Annotated in this window: 15 protein-coding genes; 9 read left to right on the top strand and 6 right to left on the bottom strand. The window is 59.5% G+C overall.

From position 1 onward, the window contains the following. Window positions 1-107: 107 nt before the first annotated feature. Window positions 108-749, bottom strand: a complete 642-nt coding sequence (udk, locus tag ACJ8J1_RS13740; RefSeq protein ID WP_033642454.1) for a uridine kinase — start codon at window positions 747-749, stop codon at window positions 108-110. A gap of 232 nt (window positions 750-981) precedes the next feature. Between udk and ACJ8J1_RS13735 the strand changes: the two genes are divergently transcribed. After that, window positions 982-1,611, top strand: a complete 630-nt coding sequence (locus ACJ8J1_RS13735) for a phosphatase PAP2 family protein (RefSeq protein ID WP_033642453.1) — start codon at window positions 982-984, stop codon at window positions 1,609-1,611. Window positions 1,612-1,655: 44 nt separating this feature from the next. Here the strand turns inward: ACJ8J1_RS13735 and apbC are convergent, their stop codons facing one another. Continuing rightward, window positions 1,656-2,768, bottom strand: coding sequence for an iron-sulfur cluster carrier protein ApbC (gene apbC / locus ACJ8J1_RS13730; RefSeq protein WP_033642452.1), 1,113 nt, complete (start codon window positions 2,766-2,768; stop codon window positions 1,656-1,658). A 159-nt stretch (window positions 2,769-2,927) separates the two neighbouring features. On the opposite strand from apbC, the gene metG reads away from it, so the two are divergent. From metG to sanA, 8 genes are all read left to right on the top strand, one after another. Next, window positions 2,928-4,955 (top strand): methionine--tRNA ligase, encoded by a 2,028-nt coding sequence (gene metG, locus ACJ8J1_RS13725; RefSeq protein ID WP_033642451.1) that lies wholly within the window; start codon window positions 2,928-2,930, stop codon window positions 4,953-4,955. A gap of 228 nt (window positions 4,956-5,183) precedes the next feature. Further along, the gene (locus ACJ8J1_RS13720; RefSeq protein WP_033642450.1) at window positions 5,184-6,251 is read left to right on the top strand and encodes a sugar ABC transporter substrate-binding protein; all 1,068 of its coding nucleotides are present in this window, start codon (window positions 5,184-5,186) and stop codon (window positions 6,249-6,251) included. A 131-nt stretch (window positions 6,252-6,382) separates the two neighbouring features. Further along, window positions 6,383-7,597, top strand: coding sequence for an MFS transporter (locus ACJ8J1_RS13715; RefSeq protein WP_033642449.1), 1,215 nt, complete (start codon window positions 6,383-6,385; stop codon window positions 7,595-7,597). 138 nt (window positions 7,598-7,735) lie between these two features. Then, window positions 7,736-8,143, top strand: a complete 408-nt coding sequence (locus ACJ8J1_RS13710; protein ID WP_033642448.1) for a CidA/LrgA family protein — start codon at window positions 7,736-7,738, stop codon at window positions 8,141-8,143. Beyond that, window positions 8,140-8,835 carry a CidB/LrgB family autolysis modulator gene (locus tag ACJ8J1_RS13705; RefSeq protein WP_033642447.1) on the top strand — a complete coding sequence of 232 codons (696 nt, stop codon included), beginning with the start codon at window positions 8,140-8,142 and terminating at the stop codon, window positions 8,833-8,835. Before ACJ8J1_RS13710 ends, ACJ8J1_RS13705 begins: the two co-directional genes overlap by 4 nt. A 137-nt stretch (window positions 8,836-8,972) precedes the next feature. Continuing rightward, window positions 8,973-9,857 carry a cytidine deaminase gene (gene cdd / locus ACJ8J1_RS13700; RefSeq protein ID WP_033642446.1) on the top strand — a complete coding sequence of 295 codons (885 nt, stop codon included), beginning with the start codon at window positions 8,973-8,975 and terminating at the stop codon, window positions 9,855-9,857. Between the two features lie 221 nt (window positions 9,858-10,078). After that, window positions 10,079-11,776 carry an NAD-dependent malic enzyme gene (locus tag ACJ8J1_RS13695; RefSeq protein ID WP_004938945.1) on the top strand — a complete coding sequence of 566 codons (1,698 nt, stop codon included), beginning with the start codon at window positions 10,079-10,081 and terminating at the stop codon, window positions 11,774-11,776. Window positions 11,777-11,945: 169 nt separating this feature from the next. Continuing rightward, complete coding sequence (sanA, locus tag ACJ8J1_RS13690) at window positions 11,946-12,689, top strand: outer membrane permeability protein SanA (protein WP_004938948.1); 744 nt, start codon at window positions 11,946-11,948, stop codon at window positions 12,687-12,689. A 919-nt stretch (window positions 12,690-13,608) separates the two neighbouring features. Here the strand turns inward: sanA and mglC are convergent. From mglC to galS, 4 genes are all read right to left on the bottom strand, one after another. Next, the gene (gene mglC / locus ACJ8J1_RS13685; protein WP_033642445.1) at window positions 13,609-14,619 is read right to left on the bottom strand and encodes a galactose/methyl galactoside ABC transporter permease MglC; all 1,011 of its coding nucleotides are present in this window, start codon (window positions 14,617-14,619) and stop codon (window positions 13,609-13,611) included. A gap of 11 nt (window positions 14,620-14,630) precedes the next feature. After that, on the bottom strand, window positions 14,631-16,139 hold the full coding sequence (gene mglA, locus ACJ8J1_RS13680) for a galactose/methyl galactoside ABC transporter ATP-binding protein MglA (protein WP_004938959.1): 1,509 nt from the start codon (window positions 16,137-16,139) through the stop codon (window positions 14,631-14,633). Window positions 16,140-16,238: 99 nt separating this feature from the next. Next, a complete protein-coding gene (gene mglB, locus ACJ8J1_RS13675) occupies window positions 16,239-17,231 on the bottom strand; it encodes a galactose/glucose ABC transporter substrate-binding protein MglB (protein ID WP_033642443.1) in 993 nt (330 codons plus the stop codon). A 265-nt stretch (window positions 17,232-17,496) separates the two neighbouring features. Then, window positions 17,497-18,534, bottom strand: a complete 1,038-nt coding sequence (galS, locus tag ACJ8J1_RS13670; RefSeq protein WP_033642442.1) for an HTH-type transcriptional regulator GalS — start codon at window positions 18,532-18,534, stop codon at window positions 17,497-17,499. Window positions 18,535-18,593 lie beyond the last annotated feature (59 nt).

The raw sequence follows: 18,593 nt of genomic DNA, 5'->3' as shown, positions 1-18,593 counted from the left end.
AACGCGTAACTAAACAAAAATTGCCACACAACGGGCGAAAGGTCTACGCCGGGGTGCAAATAGTTGGCCGCCGGCCGGAAATACACATTTCCGGCCATTAAGCGGCATTATTCAAAGAATTGGCTGATTTTGGCTTTCAGAATATCGATCGCGATGCGGTTTTTGCCGCCGCGCGGGACGATGATATCGGCGTATTGTTTGGAAGGTTCGATAAACTGCAGGAACATCGGGCGCACGGTCTTCTGGTATTGCGCCATCACCGAATCCATCGAGCGGCCGCGCTCGTTGACATCGCGCTTCATGCGGCGCATCAGGCAGATATCCAGCGGCGTGTCGACGAAGATCGAGAAATTCATCTCCTGGCGCAAGCGGATATCCGTCAGCAGCAAGATCCCTTCCAGAATAATGACTTTTTTAGGTTTCAGGTGGACGGTTTCTTTCTTGCGCGTGTGCTCGGTGTAGCTGTACAGCGGCAGTTCGATCGCTTTGCCGGCCTTCAGCATCTGCAAATGCTGGAACAGCAGGTTGTGATCCATGGCGCTCGGGTGGTCATAGTTGGTTTTGACCCGTTCTTCCATGGTCAGGTGACTCTGGTCTTTATAGTAACTGTCTTCTGGAATAACGCCGATGTGCTCATCGCCGACCTGCTCGCGGAGTTCGCGGTACAACGTGCTGGCAATAAGGCTTTTTCCGGAGGCAGATGCGCCAGCTATACCAATAATGACGCACTGATGCGGATTGTCAGTCATAAAATTAAAGACCTGATTTCGTAATGTGAAGGGAGGGAACTAAAACGCGACAATTATAGGGAGTCGTCGGGGTTTGCGCCACTGTATATTGCGCGACGGCGGGCGAATTCAGGCTATCGCGCCGTACCGGCGATATGACATTTTAAGAATCTCACGGCTAGGGCAATGCCCCGCAACAGGTTACACTCCTGCGCTGACTTAGGGACCCCGTAGTCTTTCATCGGAGAGTGATGTGCTGGATTGGTATTTTTTGACTTTTTTCGGCGACAGCATGCTGCTGCTGCCCTGCGCGCTGATTCTGTTTTTGTTGCTGATCGTGTTTCCCGCCACTCGCGCGGCAGGCTGGCAATGGGCGCTGATCTTCGGTTTCACCGGCGGGCTGGTCTGCCTGTCCAAGTTGGCCTTTATGGGCTGGGGCATTGGTAGCGCAAGTTATGACTTCACTGGATTCAGCGGCCATTCGGCCCTCGCCGCGAGCATCTGGCCGCCGCTGCTTTGGGCTTTAACCGGTCGATTTTCCCATCCAGTGCGCAGCATCGCGTTGTTGACCGGGTGGATATTGCCTTTCACCATCGGCGTGTCGCGCCTGGAAATCCGCGTGCATTCGGTATCCGAGGTCATCAGCGGACTGATTTTAGGCTACCTGGCCAGCGCACTGTTTTTATGGCTGCAACGAGGGAAAGCGCGACCACAGCTTGCCTGGTCGCATTTGGCCATTGCGCTGGCCTTGCCGTTGGCGCTGATGGGGCAGCGGCAGCCGGCCCCCACCCAGGGATTGCTGGAACATATCGCCAAAACGCTGGCGCAGATCGAACGCCCTTATATCCGTGCCGACCTGCACAAGCCTACCCGTACCCCATAAAAAAACCCGGCGTTAAGCCGGGTTCTTTCACTGCCGCAAACAGATTACAGCGCGCGGAACGCAATCTCCGTCGGGATCGCCTCGCCCTGCCAATACATCTGCGCGGCCACGCGGCCGGCGAGCTGGCGATACCTCTCGGCGAATTCGCTCTCCGGGCGGCTGATCACCGTCGGCGTACCGCGATCCAGATCTTCACGCAGCGAGATATGCAGCGGCATCTGCCCCAGCAGACGGCTGTTATATTTCTGCACCAGCTTCTCGGCGCCGCCGGTGCCGAAGATCGGCTCATGGTGGCCGCAGTTGCTGCAGATATGCACACTCATGTTCTCGACAATGCCCAGTACCGGCACATGCACTTTCTCGAACATTACGATGCCTTTGGCGGCATCCAGCAAGGCGATATCCTGCGGTGTGGTGACCACCAGCGCGCCGGTCACCGGAATGTTCTGCGACAGCGTCAGTTGGATGTCACCGGTGCCCGGCGGCATGTCCAGCACCAGGTAATCCAGATCCGGCCACAGCGTATCCTGCAGCAACTGCATCAGCGCCTTGCTGGCCATGGGGCCGCGCCACACCATGGCGTTGTCGTCGGTCACCAGATAACCGATGGAGTTGGTCGCCAGCCCGTGCGCCATGATCGGCGCCATGTGCTGCCCGTCCGGCGAGGTCGGCCGCTCATGTTCGGTGCCCAGCATATTGGGGATCGACGGGCCGTAAATGTCGGCGTCCAGAATGCCGACCTTGGCCCCTTCGGCGGCCAGCGCCAGCGCCAGGTTGACGGCGGTGCTGGATTTCCCCACTCCGCCTTTGCCGGAGCTGACGGCGATGATGTTGCGCACGCCTTTGATCCCGGCTTGGCCGTTGGCACGCTTCAGCGTCGTGATATCGTGTTTCAGCTTCCAGTCGATAGCGGAAGCGCCGGTCACGCGCAGCAGTTCGGGGCCGACGCTCGCCTGCAGCGCCTCAAAGCCGCTCTGCCAGGCAAAGGGCATCGTCAGTTCGATATGCAGTACATCGTCCAGCAACGCGCAGTGATGGATAGCCTTCAATGCGGTCAGGTTGTTTTTCAACGTCGGGTGTTCAAAGGCGGCCAGTACACCGGTCACCAGGGCGCGCAGAACTTCGGGGTTGGTCTGCTCAGGGGATTTTGCGTTCATCCCGGCTCCTTGATTTTGAATGGGTAGCTTCCGGCTAAGCATACCAGAACTGCGCGGCGGCTGGCGCGTATAACCTGTAAGAAACCGCCCTAGCAGCGAAGGGCGCGATCGGTTAACATCGAAGGCCCTTTTATTCATTACAGAAAGCAAGTTCTCACTATGGCTCAAGTCGCGAAAAAATTATTGGTGACGTGCGCGCTACCGTACGCAAATGGTTCCATCCATCTCGGCCACATGCTCGAGCACATCCAGGCGGATATCTGGGTGCGTTACCAACGAATGCGCGGCCACGAAGTGCATTTCATCTGCGCGGACGACGCGCACGGCACGCCGATCATGCTGAAAGCGCAGCAACTGGGCGTTAAACCGGAAGAAATGATCGCGGAGATGAGCCAGGAGCACCAACAGGATTTCGCCGGCTTTGGCATCAGCTATGACAACTATCATTCGACCCATAGCGATGAAAACCGTGAGCTGTCCACCCTGATTTACAGCCGCTTGAAAGAAAACGGGTTTATCAAGAACCGCACCATTTCTCAGCTGTACGATCCGGAGAAAGGCATGTTCCTGCCGGACCGTTTCGTGAAAGGCACCTGCCCGAAATGCAAATCGCCAGACCAGTACGGCGACAACTGCGAAGTGTGTGGCGCCACCTACAGCCCGACGGAACTGATCGATCCGAAGTCCGTGGTTTCCGGCGCGACGCCGGTGATGCGCGACTCCGAGCACTTCTTCTTCGACCTGCCGGCCTTCAGCGAAATGCTGCAGGCGTGGACGCGCTCCGGCGCGCTGCAGGAGCAGGTGGCGAACAAGATGCAGGAGTGGTTCGAATCCGGCCTGCAGCAGTGGGACATCTCCCGCGATGCGCCTTACTTCGGCTTCGAAATTCCGGATGCGCCGGGCAAATACTTCTACGTCTGGCTGGACGCGCCGATCGGCTACATGGGCTCCTTCAAGAACCTGTGCGACAAGCGCGGCGATCTGGACTTCGACGAGTTCTGGCGCAAAGACTCCACCACCGAGCTGTACCACTTTATCGGCAAGGACATCGTCTACTTCCACAGCCTGTTCTGGCCGGCGATGCTGGAAGGCAGCAACTTCCGCAAACCGACCAACCTGTTCGTGCACGGTTACGTGACGGTGAACGGCGCCAAGATGTCCAAGTCGCGCGGCACCTTCATCAAGGCCGGCACCTACCTGCAGCACCTGGACGCCGATTGCCTGCGCTATTACTACGCCGCCAAGCTCTCTTCCCGCATTGACGACATCGATCTCAATCTGGAAGACTTCGTGCAGCGCGTCAACGCCGACATCGTCAACAAGGTGGTGAACCTGGCTTCGCGCAACGCCGGCTTTATCAACAAGCGCTTCGGCGGCAAGCTGGCCGACACCCTGGCCGATCCGGCGCTGTACCAGACCTTCGTCGACGCGGCCCAGAGCATCGCCGAAGCCTACGCCGCCCGCGAGTTCAGCCGCGCCATCCGCGAAATCATGGCGCTGGCCGATCTGGCCAACCGCTATGTGGATGAGCAGGCGCCGTGGGTGGTGGCGAAGGAAGAAGGCCGCGACGCCGATCTGCAGGCCATCTGCTCGATGGGCATCAACCTGTTCCGCGTGCTGATGACTTACCTTAAGCCGGTGTTGCCTTCGCTGACCGAACGCGCCGAAGCGTTCCTCAACGCCGAGCTGAGCTGGGACGCGATCCCGCAGCCGCTGCTGGGCCATCAGGTGAACGCATTCAAAGCGCTGTTCAACCGCATCGATCTGGACAAGGTCAACGCGATGGTCAGCGCCTCGAAAGAAGACATGGCCGCCGCCAAGCCGGTGACCGGTCCGCTGGCTGACGATCCAATCCAGGAAACCATCACCTTCGACGACTTCGCCAAGGTCGACATGCGTATCGCCCTGATCAAGAGCGCCGACTTTGTCGAGGGCTCCGACAAGCTGCTGAAGCTGCAGCTGGATCTGGGCGGCGAATCGCGCCAAATCTTCTCCGGCATTCGCTCCGCTTACCCGGACCCGAAAGCGCTGGAAGGCCGTCTGACCATCATGGTCGCCAACCTGGCGCCGCGTAAAATGCGCTTCGGCGTGTCAGAAGGCATGGTGATGGCGGCAGGCCCTGGCGGGAAAGAGATCTTCCTGCTGAGCCCGGACAGCGGCGCGCAGCCTGGCATGCAGGTCAAGTAATCGCGCAGATGCGCGGCATAGGGAGGGTCGAGCTTGCTCGGCCCTTTTTTTTTTATTGCCCCAACCCCCACGTTATAAGCATGAAGAAAAAGTCATAACCGCCCTGATTCCCCTGCCCGCCGCATCCGGCTATGATGCTCCGAAACCCAAAATAGACGTCCAGACAGAAAGACTGCTATAACAGACCTTCACCGGGATCGTTTCCCTGCTTTTTTGGAGCCTATAATAATGAAAAACCTCAAGACTTCGCTGCTCGCCCTCAGTCTGTTGTCCGCCCTGCCGCTGCAGGCGGCGGAAAACGCCACCGTACCCGCCGCCATCGCTCAGCATCAGGGGCCGGTGCGCATCGCGGTGATCCGCAACCTCGGATCCGACGACAACACCACGCAATTTTTGGCGGGCGCCATTCAGGAAGGGCGCAAGCTGGGCTTTAAGGTGGATACCTTCCTCAGCAATGGCGACGACGCGCGCTTCCAGGACTTCGTCAATCAGGCTATCAGCCAGAAATATGACGGCATCATTCTCTCGCAGGGGCGAGCCCCCTATTCCACCGACCTGGTCAAGCGCATCGCGGCGGCCGGCATCGCCGTCGCGGCTTTCGATACCGACGTCAGCGGCAGCGTTCCCGGCGTCACCGTCTCGCAGCAGGACGACGCTTCACTGGCCAATGCCTCCTTCGGCCAACTGGTGAAGGATTTCAACGGCCAGGCCAATATTGTCAAGCTGTGGGTGGCCGGCTTCCCGCCGATGGAGCGCCGTCAGGCCGCTTATCAGCAGTTGCTGAAACAGCATCCGGGCATTCATGAGCTGGAATCGATCGGCGCGGTCTCATCCGACGTGCAGGGCGATACCGCCAACAAGGTGGGCGCGGTGCTGGCGAAATACCCGAAAGGCAAGATCGACGCCATCTGGGGCACCTGGGACGCCTTTACCCAAGGGGCTTACAAGGCGTTGAAAGAGAACGGCCGCACCGAAATCAAGCTGTACAGCATCGATATCTCCAATCAGGATTTACAGCTGATGCGCGAGGCCGGCAGCCCGTGGCAGGTCAGCGTGGCGGTGGATCCGAAGCTGATCGGCGCGGTCAACCTGCGCCTGGTGGCCAACAAGATCGCCGGGGAAAGCACGCCGGACAACTATCAGTTCAAAGCGGCGATCATTCCGCAGGCGCTGCTGCTGGCGCAACCGGGGCCGGTCAACGTCGCCGGCCTGGCGAAGATCATCCCCGGCTGGGGCAGCAGCAGCGATTTCGTTCAGCCGTGGTTCGCCACGCTGCAGGCCGAACACGGTAAATAATGCTGTTTTTCACGAGGCTGCCGACGCAGCCTCTGTTTTTCAGATAAATATCGGCAGCCCCCTTCCGTCCCCGCCAAAATGCGCTATGTTATCTGCATCGCCCAATAACTGTATGCATAAACAGGTTTCAAATGAAGGGATTCCCCTCGCTGATCAACGTACTGCTGGCCAGTTCGCTGGTGTTGACCATCGGCCGCGGCGTCACGCTGCCGTTCATCACCATCTACCTCACCGAGCACTTCCAGCTGTTGCCGAAAAGCGTGGGCGTGATCCTGGGCGTCAGCCTCACCCTCGGCATCATCGCCAGCCTGTACGGCGGCTATCTGGTGGACAAATTCAGCAAAAACCGCCTGATCCTGCTGTCGATTTTATTGTTCGCGCTGAGTTTCTTCGCCATTCCCTGGATCCCGCGTCCCGGCGGCGTGATCGTGGTGCTGGCGATCCTGCATACCTGTTATTCGGTGCTGAGCATCACCATTAAGGCCTGTTTCGCCGATTGGCTGCCGGTCGAGCAGCGCATCAAGGCTTTCTCAATCAACTACACGCTGGTCAACGTCGGCTGGGCGATCGGCTCTGCGCTCGGCGTTCTGGTGGCCGGGCTGAGTTCGCTGCTGCCGTTCTACCTGTCAGGCGGCCTGGCGCTGGCGACGGTGACGGCGCTGAGCCTGCGCTTGCGCGGTGGTGAACAGCGCCCGGCACCCAGCGCCGCCGCACCGGCCGCGCTGGCCAACTTCCGTCAAACGCTGGCCATCTTGCGAAGCGATCGACGGCTGATCTACTTCACCCTCGGCAGCACGCTGGGCGCGGTGGTGTTCGGTCAGTTCACGGGCTATCTGTCGCAGTACCTGATCACCGTCTCCAGCGCCGAGTTCGCCTACAAAATCATCGGGTTGGTGATGATCGTCAACGCCGGTATCGTCATCGCCCTGCAATACCTGCTCAGCCGCGGCATGCGCCAGGAGAATATGCTGCGCTGGTTGGCGCTGGGCACGCTGTTTTTCATCGTCGGGCTGCTCGGTTTTATGGTGGCCGGCCAGGCGGTCTGGCTATGGCTGGCGGCGATGGCGGTGTTTACCTTAGGCGAGATCATCGTTATCCCGGTGGAATACATGTTCATCGACTTTATCGCGCCGCCGCACCTGAAAGGCAGCTACTATGGCGTACAGAACCTCAGCGCATTGGGCGGCGCCATCAACCCGGTGCTGTGCGGGGTCATGCTCAGCTACGCCGCGCCGCCGCTGATGTTCGTGATGCTGATCGTCGCCGCGCTGCTCAGCCTGCTGTTTTTCTTCCTCGGCCATCGTTTGGCTGAACGTTCTGCGGCAACGGCCGAAGACGCGCGCTGACCCTGCCTGCAACTCTCAAAGCAGGATGTCAACCCGCCGATCGCGCATGGCAGGCATAGCGAGAATTCATAGTGCGATCTGTGGCGTGGCTCACAGTTTAATTGTATGATGAATGCGTCAGTTAAACGGGAAAAGACAATGGCCAACGTGCTCACACTGTGCTGGAAATACCTCAGGGCCCTGCTCCTCATCTACCTGTGTCTGTTCGTCGGCAACGCAGTGGCGGCGCTGCTGCCTTTCGCCATTCCCGGCAGCATCATCGGCATGCTCTTGCTGTTCGCGCTGCTCTCCACCCAGATCCTGCCGGCCAAATGGGTTAAACCCGGCTGTCATTTGCTGATCCGCTACATGGTGCTGCTGTTCGTGCCGATCGGCGTCGGCGTGATGAAATATTACGACCAGATCGTCGCGCATCTGGGCCCGCTGGTCATTTCTTGCCTGATCAGCACGCTGATGGTGCTGGTGGTGGTCGGCTATACCTCACACTATTTTCACCGCGAGCGCCGCATTGCCGGCAAGCCCGACGACACGGAGGGCAACTCATGATCCACGAAATCTGGTGGTCGCTGCCGCTGACGCTGGCGGTCTATTTCGCCGCGCGCTGGCTGGCGCGCAAGTTGAACATGCCGCTGCTCAATCCGCTGCTGGTTTCCATGGCGGTGATCATCCCGCTGCTGCTGCTCAGCGGCATTTCCTATGAGCGCTACTTCCAGGGCAGCAGGATCCTCAACGATCTGCTGCAGCCGGCGGTCGTCGCGCTGGCCTTCCCGCTGTATGAGCAGTTGCACCAAATCCGCGCGCGCTGGAAGTCGATTATCACGGTGTGCTTCATCGGCAGCCTGACCGCCATGATCAGCGGCGGCGCCATCGCCCTGTGGTTGGGCGCCACGCCGGAAATCGCCGCCTCTATCTTGCCGAAATCGGTCACTACACCGATCGCGATGGCCGTCGCGGACTCGCTCGGCGGCATTCCGGCGATCAGCGCGGTTTGCGTTATTTTCGTCGGCATCCTCGGCGCCGTGTTCGGCCACACGCTGTTCAACCTGTTGAAAATCACGACCCCCTCGGCGCGTGGCCTGGCGATGGGCACGGCTTCCCACGCGCTGGGCACCGCGCGCTGCGCGGAGATGGACTATCAGGAGGGCGCCTTCGGCTCGCTGGCGCTGGTGATCTGCGGCATCATCACCTCGCTGCTGGCGCCGTTTGTGTTTCCGGTGCTGTTGCATCTGTTCGGTTGATCAGGATGAAACTTGCGATACATCTCGCATTTACGCCTTTTATTACATTGATTTCATCATTTAAGAGATATTGATCACACTTTAATGTCTCTGGCCTGCCTAGAATGTGATCCCGTTAACCTGTAGAGAGACCTTCCATGCATCCGCGTTTTCACACCGCTTTCAGCGCACTGCCCGCGACACTGCAATCCGCCCTGCAGCCCTATCTGGACGCGTCCGACTTTCCGGCGATGTTCACGGCCGAGCAAGCGGCGGCGATCCGCTCAGGTTGTGGGTTGGACGATGACGCGCTGGCATTCGCGCTGCTGCCGCTGGCGGCGGCCTGCTCGTTAACCCCGATATCGCATTTCCACGTCGGCGCCATCGCGCGCGGGCAAAGCGGCAATCTCTATTTCGGCGCCAATATGGAATTCAGCGGCGCGCCGCTGCAGCAATCCGTACATGCGGAACAAAGCGCAGTGACTCACGCCTGGCTGCGCGGCGAAAAAGCGCTGGCCTCGATCACCGTCAACTATACGCCGTGCGGCCACTGCCGCCAGTTTATGAATGAGCTGAACAGCGGCGGCGCGCTGCAAATCCGTTTACCTGGCCGCGCGCCGGCCACGCTGGCGGACTATCTGCCGGACGCCTTCGGCCCGAAAGATCTGGATGTCGCTTCACTGCTGATGGACGAGGTCAATCACGGGCATCAACTGCCGCTGAACGATGCGCTGACGCAAGCGGCGCTGGCGGCGGCCAACCGGAGCCACGCGCCGTACAGCAACGCCCACAGCGGCGTGGCGCTGGAAACGGCAGACGGCAATATCTACGCCGGCCGCTATGCGGAAAACGCCGCTTTTAACCCGAGCCTGCCGCCGCTGCAGGCCGCGCTGATCCTGCTGAACCTCTCCGGCGGCGACTGCCGAGCTATCCGTCGCGCCGTCCTGGCCGAGCCGCAGGACGCGAGCATCAGCCAATGGGACGCCACCCGCGTCACCCTGGCGGCGCTGGGTTGCCAAAACGTCAGCCGCGCCGCCTTCTAAGCGCACGACGGCGGGGCCATCCGGTTCCGCCGTTAACAGCACCGCCCGCCAAATACAATGCCCCGACGCCGCCAGAGACACTTTCTTTAGTTAAAAAATCATTTGATTGTCGATAATTACGCCAACCTGGTTCATCATCGGGCAACAAATGCTGTACATCTTCTCTTTATCTTTTAGGATCGTCGGCAATACAGTTATCTGATACGTGAAGAGTAAAACTGATGGAACTAGAATACGAAAGCAAACGCCCGCTCTACATCCCTTACGCCGGCCCGATTCTGCTGGAATTTCCGCTGCTGAACAAAGGCAGCGCTTTCACCGAGGAAGAACGTAGCCACTTCAACCTGCACGGCCTGCTGCCGGAAGCGGTGGAGACCATCGAAGAACAGGTGGAACGCGCCTACCGTCAGTATCAGGATTTCAAGAACGATAACGATAAGCACATCTACCTGCGCAACATCCAGGACACCAACGAAACCCTGTTCTATCGCCTGCTGGACTCGCACCTGAGCGAGATGATGCCAATCATCTACACCCCGACCGTCGGCGAGGCCTGTGAGCACTTCTCCGATATCTACCGCCGCGCGCGCGGGCTGTTCATCTCCTACCCGAACCGCGATCGCATCGATGACATGCTGCAAAACGCCACCAAGCAGAACGTCAAGGTGATCGTGGTGACCGACGGCGAACGCATTCTCGGCCTGGGCGACCAGGGCATCGGCGGCATGGGCATTCCCATCGGCAAGCTGTCGCTGTATACCGCCTGCGGCGGCATCAGCCCGGCCTATACCCTGCCGGTAGTGTTGGACGTCGGCACCAACAACCCGCAGCGCCTCAACGATCCGCTGTACATGGGCTGGCGCCATCCGCGCATCTCCGGCGAGGAATACCACGCCTTCGTCGAAGAGTTTATTCAGGCGGTCAAACGCCGCTGGCCGAACGTGCTGCTGCAGTTCGAAGACTTCGCGCAGAACAACGCCACCCCGCTGCTGAACCGCTACCGCGACGAGATCTGCTGCTTTAACGACGACATCCAGGGCACCGCCGCGGTCACCCTCGGCAGCCTGATCGCCGCCAGCCGCGCCGCCGGCAGCCAGCTGCGCGATCAGACCGTCACCTTCCTCGGCGCCGGTTCCGCCGGCTGTGGCATCGCCGAGCAGATCATCGCGCAGATGAAGTCCGAGGGGTTGAGCGAAGACGAAGCGCGCGCCCGCGTATTCATGGTTGACCGTTTCGGCCTGCTGACCGACAAACTGCCGAACCTGCTCGACTTCCAGAGCAAGCTGGTGCAGAAGAGCGACAACCTGGCCGGTTGGGAAACCGCCAGCGACGCCATCTCGCTGCTGGACGTGGTGCGCAACGCCAAGCCGACCATTCTGATCGGCGTTTCCGGCCAGCCGGGGCTGTTTACCGAAGAGCTGATCCGCGAGATGCACAAGCACTGCGAACGCCCTATCGTGATGCCGCTGTCCAACCCAACCTCGCGCGTGGAAGCCCGTCCGGAAGACATCATCAACTGGACCGACGGCGCCGCCCTGGTCGCGACCGGCAGCCCGTTTGCGCCGGTAAGCTACAAAGAGCAGCTGTACCCGATCGCCCAGTGCAACAACTCCTACATCTTCCCGGGCATCGGTTTGGGCGTGCTGGCCTCCGGCGCCACCCGCGTCACCGACGCCATGCTGATGGCCGCCAGCCGCGCGCTGGCGGATTGTTCGCCGCTGGCGACCGACGGCCACGGCGCGCTGCTGCCGAATATCGACGATATTCAGGGCGTATCCAAGTGCATCGCCATGGAAGTGGGCAAAGCGGCGCAGCTGCAGGGTGTGGCGATCGTCACCTCCGAAGACGCACTGTCGAAAGCCATCGAGCACAACTTCTGGCGGCCGCAGTACCGCAGCTATAAGCGCACCTCGTTCTGATTGACGCGCTGAAATGACCCAGCCCGGCTCCGCCGGGCTTTTTTGTGCGGCAAAACCGCCGAAAAATGCGGCGACGCGCGTGCTTCAGGCGGTTCGCGTCTTGCGTCGGTCGGTCAGGTAAAGTAGCCTTGATCCATCTTTTTCAGCCCGGCGCGCGTAAGGCAACAACATGTGGAAACGCCTGATAATCAGCCTGTTCATCATCATTGCGGTGTTGATGGGCTCGGCTATTGCGCTCGATCGCTGGATCAGCTGGAAAACCGCGCCTTACGTCTACGACGAACTGCAGGAATTGCCGCATCGCCAGGTCGGCGTAGTGCTCGGCACCGCCAAGTATTATCGCACCGGCGTGATCAACCAGTATTACCGTTACCGCATTCAGGGAGCGATCAACGCCTATAACAGCGGCAAGGTAAAATACCTGCTGCTGAGCGGCGACAATGCCCAGCAAAGCTATAACGAACCGATGACCATGCGCCGCGATCTGATCGCCGCCGGCGTGGCGCCGAGCGATATCGTGCTGGATTACGCCGGCTTCCGCACCCTGGATTCCATCGTGCGCACCCGCAAGGTGTTCGACACCAACGATTTCATCATCATCACCCAGCGCTTCCACTGCGAGCGCGCGCTGTTTATCGCCCTGCACATGGGCATTCAGGCGCAGTGTTACGCGGTGCCGTCGCCAAAGGACATGATGACGGTGCGCGCCCGCGAGATCTTCGCCCGTCTGGGCGCGCTGACCGATCTGTACATCCTCAAGCGCGAGCCGCGCTTCCTCGGCCCGCTGATCCCGATCTCCGCCATGCACACCGTGCCGGAAGACGCCCAGGGTTATCCCGCCGTCTCGCCGGAACAGTTGGTGGAGCTGGAGCACAAGCTGAAAGAAGAGAAGCAGAAAGCCAAACAGCCTTGACGCGGCAAACGCCCAAAAAAGCCGGAAAAATAGGCCTAATGCCGGTCACTTAAGCGTGACTGGTATTTTTTATCCAGTCTCTTTACGTGACGTGCAGGATGAATTGCCGTAAATCCCCCGAATTTCTCTGTTACTACAATGAACGGCAATTGGAGGGGCCGAAGGCGCGGCCCCTCCACCCGCGCCCTTGCTTAACACCGTCTGTCCGCTGTGCGGAAATTACTCGGCCCACCCTGGGCCTCGCCCCTTCGGGGCCGCTGCAAGCAGCGTTCAAATCTGCTCCCGGCAGATTTGTCCTCGCCGCGTCTGCATTGTCGGGCGGGTCGGCTGCGACAAACGTCCCTGTTAGTCTCGCCTCAACCGGCCTTCCCTGGCCGGTTGCCCCTGACAACGCCGTCTTGCTCGGCAGCCGGTGATGCGCGCCTAAGGCCAACACCCGAGCTGGCAGCTACCGGGCAACCTGTCCCTTATGAGGTTATGACAGAGAAGCGAAATCGGAGATGAGCACGGTATTGGACGCCCTTGAAGACGCCGAACGCAGGCATAGTGCATTAGGAGAAACCGCCATGGACGGCGGTTTCAGGTGAGACAGGCAGGGACGCCTGTCGCAACCGGCCTCAATGCGGTATGGCGGAGAGAGGACAAATCTGCCTGGAGCAGATTTGAACGCTGCTTGCAGCGGCCCCGAAGGGGCGAGGCCCAGGGATGGGCTGAGTAACGTTGGCAAAGCCAACCGTCTGATAGGGCAAAGGCGCGGGTTGCCAGGGGCCGCGCCTTCGGCCCCTGGCTCGGTCGAGGTGCTGGAGCCTCATGATGCACCTCTCATTTATCGACCGAAAACGACTCGAGTACTTCAAAAAAACGCTAACTGACCAGCATTAGGCAATAGGCCGGCCTTGTCGTCTGTGCTGCGGTAAATCTACTTCTTCTTGGCGTATTTCAACGAGTCCAGCGCCACAGCGAAGATGATGATGCTGCCCTTGATGATGTACTGCCAGTACGGGTTGATGCCGATATAGGTCAGGCCGTAGTTGATGACGGTAAAGATGATCACCCCGGTCACCACGCCCCACACCGTCCCCACCCCGCCGGCAAACGAGACGCCCCCCACCACGCAGGCGGCGATGGCGTCCAGCTCATACATAAAACCGAGGTTGTTGGTGGCGCTGCCGATGCGCCCCGCTTCCAGCAAGCCGCCGAAGGCATAGAACACGCCGGACAGCGCATAGATCATGATCAGGTTCAGCGGCACATTGACGCCGGAGACCTTGGCCGCTTCCGGGTTGCCGCCGATGGCGAAGATGTTCTTGCCGAAGCGGGTCTTGGTCCACAGGATCCAGACGAAAATGATGGCAATCAGCGCATAGAAGGTGATGTACGACAGCTTGAAGTCGCCAAAGCGCAAGAAGCCTTGGGCAAAGGTGGAGAACTTCGGATCGAAGCCGGCGACCGGCGACGCACCGACCGAATCGTAATACAGCGAGTTGATGCCGTAGACGATGATCATGGTGCCCAACGTGGTGATGAACGGCGTCACGTTGAGGTAGGCGATAATCAGGCCGTTAACCAGGCCGATCACCGCGCCGACCGCACACACCAGCAGGATGACCACGGGAATCGACCAGGTTTCCATGTGCGGGAACACTTTGTTGACGTTATCCATCGACTGCAGCAGCGTGGCCGCCACCACCGCCGCCAGCCCCACCTGCCGCCCGGCGGACAGGTCGGTGCCCTGGGTAACGATCAGCCCCGCCACGCCCAGCGCGATGATGATGCGCACCGAAGACTGCGTCAGGATATTGCTCAGGTTCATCAGGCTGAGGAAAGTGGGGTCCTGAATGATGATGATGGCCAACAGCACCAGCAACACCACGTAAATGCCGCCTTCCTTGAAATAGGTAAATAAGGTTTTTTTATTTAGCGCGTTCATAATTCGAATCCTTAAAGGTGCAGGGAGGCGAGACGTAAGATTTCATTCTGCGAGGTCTGCTTGGTATTAACGATGCCCGCAACCTGGCCGTTGCTCATCACCAAAATGCGGTCGGTGATCCCCAAAAGCTCCGGCATTTCGGACGAGACGATAATGATCCCCTTGCCCTTCTTCGCCAGCTCGGTCATCAGCTGATAGATCTCGAACTTGGCGCCCACGTCGATGCCGCGCGTCGGTTCATCCAGCATCAGGATCTCCGGCTGCGTCAGCAGCCAGCGGCCGATGATCACCTTTTGCTGATTGCCGCCGGACAGCGAGCCGATATGGGTGTGATGCCCCGGCGTTTTCACCCGCATGGCGTCGATCACCCACTGGGTGTCGCTCTTCATCCGCGCGTTGTCCAGCAGACCGAGCTTGTTTTTATAATTGCGGATGTTGGAGATCAGCGAGTTGAAACCCACGTCGAGGTAGGCGTAAATCCCAGTGGATCGCCGCTCTTCGGTCACCAGCGCGAAACCGTGGTTAATCGCTTCGTTGGCGCTGTGGTTGTCGATCGCCTTGCCGTGCAGCTTGATAGTGCCCGCCACCTTCTCGCGAATGCCGAACAGCGTCTCGACGATGTCGGTGCGTTTGGCGCCCACCAGCCCGGCGATGCCGAGGATCTCGCCCTGGTGCAGATCGAAGGACACATCGCGGATCGAAGGCTGCCGCAGCGACGTCAGGTTCTTCACCTCGAGGATCACCTCACCCGGCGTGTTCTGCCTGTCGGGGAAACGCTGGCTCAGCGAGCGGCCGACCATCATGGCGATGATCTTGTCCATATCCAGCCCTTCCAGCGGCTGGGTGGCGATCCACTGGCCGTCGCGCAGCACCGTTATCTCGTCACACAGCTGGAAGATCTCTTCCATCTTGTGCGAGATATAGACGATGCCGCAGCCGCGCTCTTTCAGCTTGCGGATGATGGTGAACAGGTGATTGACCTCTTTCTCCGTCAACGAAGAGGTCGGTTCGTCCATGATGACGATCTTGGCGTCATAGGAAAACGCTTTGGCGATCTCGATCATCTGCATCTGCGACACCGACAGGTTGCCCACCTTTTCGCGCGGGTTGATGTCGATATCCAGCTCGTCGAAGATCGCCTGAGTGTCTTTGAACATCTTGTCCTGATCGACGAACAGGCCTTTGGTCGGGTAGCGTCCCAGCCACATGTTGTCCATCACGGTGCGCTGCAGCACCAGGTTCAGCTCCTGATGCACCATGGAAACGCCGTGCTCCAGCGCTTCCTTCGAGCTCTTGAAGTCGATTTCCCGGCCCTGAAATACAATGCTGCCGCTGTCTTTTTTGTAAATGCCGAACAGGCATTTCAACAACGTCGATTTCCCCGCGCCGTTCTCCCCCATCAGGGCGTGAATGGAGTGCGGACGGACGCGTAAATTGACATTGTCCAAGGCTTTGACGCCGGGAAATGACTTACAGATATCCGTCATTTCCAGCAGAAATTCGCGTGAGCTATCGGCCATAAATACACCTGGCTTAACGATCTTGCAGTCGTAAACATCCCCGCCGGCGGTATTCCTGGTGTTGGCGCCGCAGGCGGGGTCTTAGCGGGATCTCAATTCTTATTTAACAAACTGAGACAGGTTGTCTTTATCTACGCCGACGTAAGGAATACGCACGACTTTATTTTCGATTTTATATTGGGTGCCTTCGGTGGCCGGTTTGCCCGCCGCCAGGTTTTTCGCCAGCTCGAAGGTGGCCTTCGCCTGATTGTCGGCGTCATTCAGCACCGTGCCCGCCATCGCGCCGGATTTCACCAGCGCCAGCGCTTCAGGCAGCGCATCCACGCCGAACACCGGAATACTGGTCTTGTTGTGCGCTTTCAGCGCTTCCACCGCGCCCATCGCCATGGCGTCGTTGTTGGCGATCACCACTTCGATCTTGTTGGCGTTCGGGCCGGAGAGCCAGGCGTCCATCTTGTCTTTCGCCTGCGCGGTATCCCACATCGCGGTATCCAACTGCAGCTGTTGGGTCTTGATGCCTTTCTCGTTCAGCGTTTTCACCACGTAGGTGGTGCGCGCTTCGGCATCCGGGTGGCCCGGCTCGCCCTTCAGCAGCACGAATTGGATCTGGCCGTCTTTGTTCAGATCCCAGGCCGGATTGGCTTTCCAGTGTTTGGCGATCAGTTCGCCCTGGATCACACCGGACTCTTTGGAGTCGGTGCCGACGTAATACGCCTTGTCATAGCTGTCCAGCGCTTTGCGGGAAGGTTCTTTGTTGTAGAACACCACCGGGATATCGTTTGCGCGCGCCTTATCGATAACCACCGGCGCCGCGGCCGGGTCGACCAGGTTGATCGCCAGCGCTTTCACGCCCTTGGCCAGCAGCACGTCGATCTGATCGTTCTGTTTGGACTGGTCGTTCTGCGAGTCATTCATCAACAGGGTAACGTCCGGTGAAGCCTTGGCGTCTTTCTCGATCGCTTTGCGCACCACTGACATGAAGTTGTCGTCGTATTTGTAAATCGTGACGCCAATACGGGTATCAGCATGGGCTGCGGCGCCAAACATCATGGCAGCGGCCATGGCGGCCAGGGTGAAAACCTTCTTATTCATTGTCAATCTCCGGTTCTGTGTAGGGTATTACTCGTCTTTGAGCCAATGGTCACCGGCAGTGCGCGCACCCCAGGCCAGGCGATTTCCACTCAACACCTGTCGTCCGTGGATCTTGTTATTTCCGAGAAATGCTGTGTCAGCGCGAGATAAACGGTTACAGCGGCAAGGGCCTTTGCGCCTGAAAACGCCTAGAGCATAGACGGCGCGATGTTAATATTCTGTGAATTTTCTCACAGATTGAAAACGGTTACACAAGATTAAATCGTCAGAGAGTGACCGTCGCCTCACTTTGCCAGGGGGCGACAGAATGGCGCCGCACCAGCGTCGGCATGAACAGATGGCTCGCCTGCGGCTCCGCCAGGCCTGCTGCGCCCTGTAATGCCAGCTCGGTCGCCAGCGTGGCCATCGAGACGATCGGGTAACGCACCGTGGTGAGTTTGGGGCTGGTGTAGCGCGCGATGGGAATGTCGTCGAAGCCGATCAGCGAAAAATGCTGCGGCACCGTGATACCGTTTTCTTTCAGCACCGCCATGGCGCCGGCGGCCATGGCGTCGTTGTAGGCAAACACCGCGCTCAGCTGTAAGTTGCGCCCCAGCAGCTCGACCATCGCCGCCTCGCCGCCCTGCAGATCCGGCGAACCGTACGCGCGCCAGCTGTCGGGCGTCGCCAGCCCGGCGGCGGCCATCGCCTGCGCATAGCCTTGCTGACGCAGCGGCCCGTCTTCGATCGGGTGATTGGAGCCCAGATAACCGATGCGCCGATGGCCCTGCGAGAGCAGAAGACGCATCGCCATGTCAGCGCCGCAGACATTGTCCAGCCCAACGCAGCGCGGCTCATAGCCGGGGATAATCCGATTGATCAGCACCATGCCCGGCACCTGCTCCAGAAAGCCGATCAGTTCGGCGTCGCTCAAGGCTTTGGCGTGAACAATCAGGGCGTTACAGCGCTGACGGATCAGCACTTCGATCGCATGGCGCTCTTTGTCCGCCTGATGATAACTGTTGCCGATCAGCAGATACTTGTGGTGTTTCTGCGCCACCGTGTCTACCGCTTTCACCAGCGCGCCGAAGAACGGATCGGACACGTCCATCACCACCACGCCCAGCGTATCGCTGCTTTGGGTCGCCAGCGCCTGTGCATTGGCGTTGGGGCGGTAGCCCAGTTCCGCCACCGCCTGCAGCACCTGTTCGCGCGTCTCTTTGCTGGTCAGCGCGCTGTGATTGAGCACGCGAGACACGGTCGCCACGGAGACGCCGGCGCGTTTCGCCACGTCGCGAATAGTGATCGGATGAACTGGAGGCATGCGGGATCCTGAAATCGGGGTAGTGGCCGGTGGCGCTATCCTACCCCGATTGACCCGCA

It is taken from the genome of Serratia sp. CY37869, assembly GCF_052168895.1.
Classification (GTDB): Bacteria; Pseudomonadota; Gammaproteobacteria; order Enterobacterales; family Enterobacteriaceae; genus Serratia; species Serratia ureilytica.
Note: the sequence above shows the minus strand (reverse complement) of the source record. Positions and strands in the feature narration are given on the sequence as shown.

What these genes read in the sequence shown, in the direction of transcription:
- ACJ8J1_RS13705 (WP_033642447.1), top strand. Translation starts at nt 8,140, where the DNA reads ATGATCCACGAAATCTGGTGGTCGCTGCCGCTGACGCTGGCGGTCTAT.
- udk (WP_033642454.1), bottom strand. Translation starts at nt 749, where the DNA reads ATGACTGACAATCCGCATCAGTGCGTCATTATTGGTATAGCTGGCGCA.
- metG (WP_033642451.1), top strand. Translation starts at nt 2,928, where the DNA reads ATGGCTCAAGTCGCGAAAAAATTATTGGTGACGTGCGCGCTACCGTAC.
- sanA (WP_004938948.1), top strand. Translation starts at nt 11,946, where the DNA reads ATGTGGAAACGCCTGATAATCAGCCTGTTCATCATCATTGCGGTGTTG.
- ACJ8J1_RS13695 (WP_004938945.1), top strand. Translation starts at nt 10,079, where the DNA reads ATGGAACTAGAATACGAAAGCAAACGCCCGCTCTACATCCCTTACGCC.
- mglC (WP_033642445.1), bottom strand. Translation starts at nt 14,619, where the DNA reads ATGAACGCGCTAAATAAAAAAACCTTATTTACCTATTTCAAGGAAGGC.
- galS (WP_033642442.1), bottom strand. Translation starts at nt 18,534, where the DNA reads ATGCCTCCAGTTCATCCGATCACTATTCGCGACGTGGCGAAACGCGCC.
- ACJ8J1_RS13710 (WP_033642448.1), top strand. Translation starts at nt 7,736, where the DNA reads ATGGCCAACGTGCTCACACTGTGCTGGAAATACCTCAGGGCCCTGCTC.
- apbC (WP_033642452.1), bottom strand. Translation starts at nt 2,768, where the DNA reads ATGAACGCAAAATCCCCTGAGCAGACCAACCCCGAAGTTCTGCGCGCC.
- ACJ8J1_RS13720 (WP_033642450.1), top strand. Translation starts at nt 5,184, where the DNA reads ATGAAAAACCTCAAGACTTCGCTGCTCGCCCTCAGTCTGTTGTCCGCC.
- mglA (WP_004938959.1), bottom strand. Translation starts at nt 16,139, where the DNA reads ATGGCCGATAGCTCACGCGAATTTCTGCTGGAAATGACGGATATCTGT.
- mglB (WP_033642443.1), bottom strand. Translation starts at nt 17,231, where the DNA reads ATGAATAAGAAGGTTTTCACCCTGGCCGCCATGGCCGCTGCCATGATG.
- ACJ8J1_RS13715 (WP_033642449.1), top strand. Translation starts at nt 6,383, where the DNA reads ATGAAGGGATTCCCCTCGCTGATCAACGTACTGCTGGCCAGTTCGCTG.
- cdd (WP_033642446.1), top strand. Translation starts at nt 8,973, where the DNA reads ATGCATCCGCGTTTTCACACCGCTTTCAGCGCACTGCCCGCGACACTG.